At 69.9% G+C, this 1,790-nt stretch carries 1 protein-coding gene; it reads right to left on the bottom strand.

Annotated features, from left to right (window positions below):
- Positions 1-46: 46 nt before the first annotated feature.
- Positions 47-1,693: an IS1182 family transposase gene (locus ACIQ9E_RS29725; RefSeq protein ID WP_403712306.1), complete on the bottom strand. Its 1,647-nt coding sequence runs from the start codon at positions 1,691-1,693 to the stop codon at positions 47-49.
- Positions 1,694-1,790 lie beyond the last annotated feature (97 nt).

Raw genomic sequence — 1,790 nt, 5'->3', positions numbered from 1 at the left:
CCGACGCTGTTGGCGAATTCTTCGGGCCTTGGCTTCGCCCCGCTGGTTATCCGGCGGGGCGAAGTGCTGCCAGGTGGGAGGTTCGGGTGCGGGCTCGGGGGGTTGAGGTGAGCCAGGCGTCGATGCGGGTCAGGTTGATGGCTGCGCCGGTGAGCTGGTGCTGGAGGCTGGTCTTGGCCAGGCCACGGTAGCGGGATCTGCGCAGGCCGAACGCGAGGACGCCTTGGGAGATGGTTCCCTCGATCCCGGCGCGAACCTGGTAGCGCTTCTTCCACTCGTCGGTCTGTTGCAGGGCTCTGGCCTGTTGGGCTGCTTCGTACTCGTCCCGGTGACGCAGGCTGATCTCGCGCCGCTCGGCTTTCGGCGAGCTCACGCAGTTCCGCAGGGCCGGGCAGGGACGGCAGTCGGCCGGGGAGAACCGGACCCGGAGCACGGGCAGGCCCTGCTGCGATCGCCCGTGGCGCCACTGGGTGCTGGTGACCCCGTTGGGGCAGGTGACCTGCTGTTTCTCCCAGTCGATGGTGAAGGCGCCCTGCCCGTAGGGGCCGGATGCCTGGGCGGTGGTGTTCCCGGCGAGCGGGCCGTGGAGCTCGACGTTGTGGTCCCGGCGGGCGGCCGCCAGTGCGCCGGCGCTGACGTAACCGGCGTCCACCCAGTGCTCGGCGGGCAGCCGTCCCGTCTCGGCGAGACGGGCGTGGACGACCGCGGCCATCCGGTCGTCGGGCACCGGGGCCGGGGTGGTGATCACCTGCGTGATCATGTTCGGGGCGTCCACTTCACAGGTCTCGGTGAAGTGGACCTTGTATCCGTTCCAGACGATGTCGCGTTTGACGCTGCCCCGGGCCTGCGGGTCATACGGGGTGACCACCCGCATCGCCCCGGGCGGGACGTCTTTTGGGCCCCGGCGCCGCACCATCCCCTCGACCACCTCGAAGTGCTGCACCCACACCCGCCGCAGGATCTCCACCGCCTCAAGCGAGCGCACCTCCGGTGGAGCCTGGTCCGACCAAGCGGCCTGGAGCAGGAACATCCCGTCCGTGCCGATCCGCTCGCCGACCTCGACGCGTCTGGCGCGGCTCTTGGGGAAACGCGACTCCTGCAACGGCGTTCCGTAGTGTTCGAACCACTCGGGAGCCGCGACAGAGCCGAGCCACGAGGGCGCGGTCGCGGCGGCCGCGTTCAGAGCCGACCGCAGCGTCTCGCCGACCAGCTCCAGCCAGCTCAGCTCGCGGGCCGCCGACTGCACATGCGTGGAGTCGGTGCGGGCCCGCCCGCCGCTCTTGAGCAATCCACGGCCTTGGGCCGCTGCCAGAACCGCGTCCAGCAGACCCCGGCCCGCATCGTCGGCCACCAGCCGGTCCCGGAACTCCGACAGGACCGAGTAGTCGAACCCAGGGTCCTCCAGTTCCAGGCCGAGAGCATACTTCCAGTCGATCCGGGCCCTGACCGCCTCCGCGGCCTGCCGGTCGGTCAGCCCTTCCACGAACTGGAGCACCACCACCAGCGCCAGCCTGCCCGGCGACCACGCGGGCTTTCCCCTGCCAGGGAACACCGCGGCAAAGTCCTGATCCCGGAACAACACCCCCAGCTCGTCCCGGACCCTGATCGCGAGACTTCCCTTGGGAAACGCCCTCCGGGCCACCCGGACCGTCCCTGCCGGAACCTCCCCCGGCTCCTCCACACGCAACGACACGGACACCCTCCCCAAAGACAACATCGGCCTTCACGACCACAACCAGGTCATGAAGGCCGACGTCACGCTCAGGACCCGAATTCGCCAACAGCGTCGG

The organism is Streptomyces sp. NPDC094448 (genome assembly GCF_044763775.1).
Taxonomy (GTDB): Bacteria; Actinomycetota; Actinomycetes; order Streptomycetales; family Streptomycetaceae; genus Streptomyces.
The sequence above is the reverse complement of the archived record's forward strand: the minus strand, read 5'-3'. Positions and strand labels throughout refer to the sequence as shown.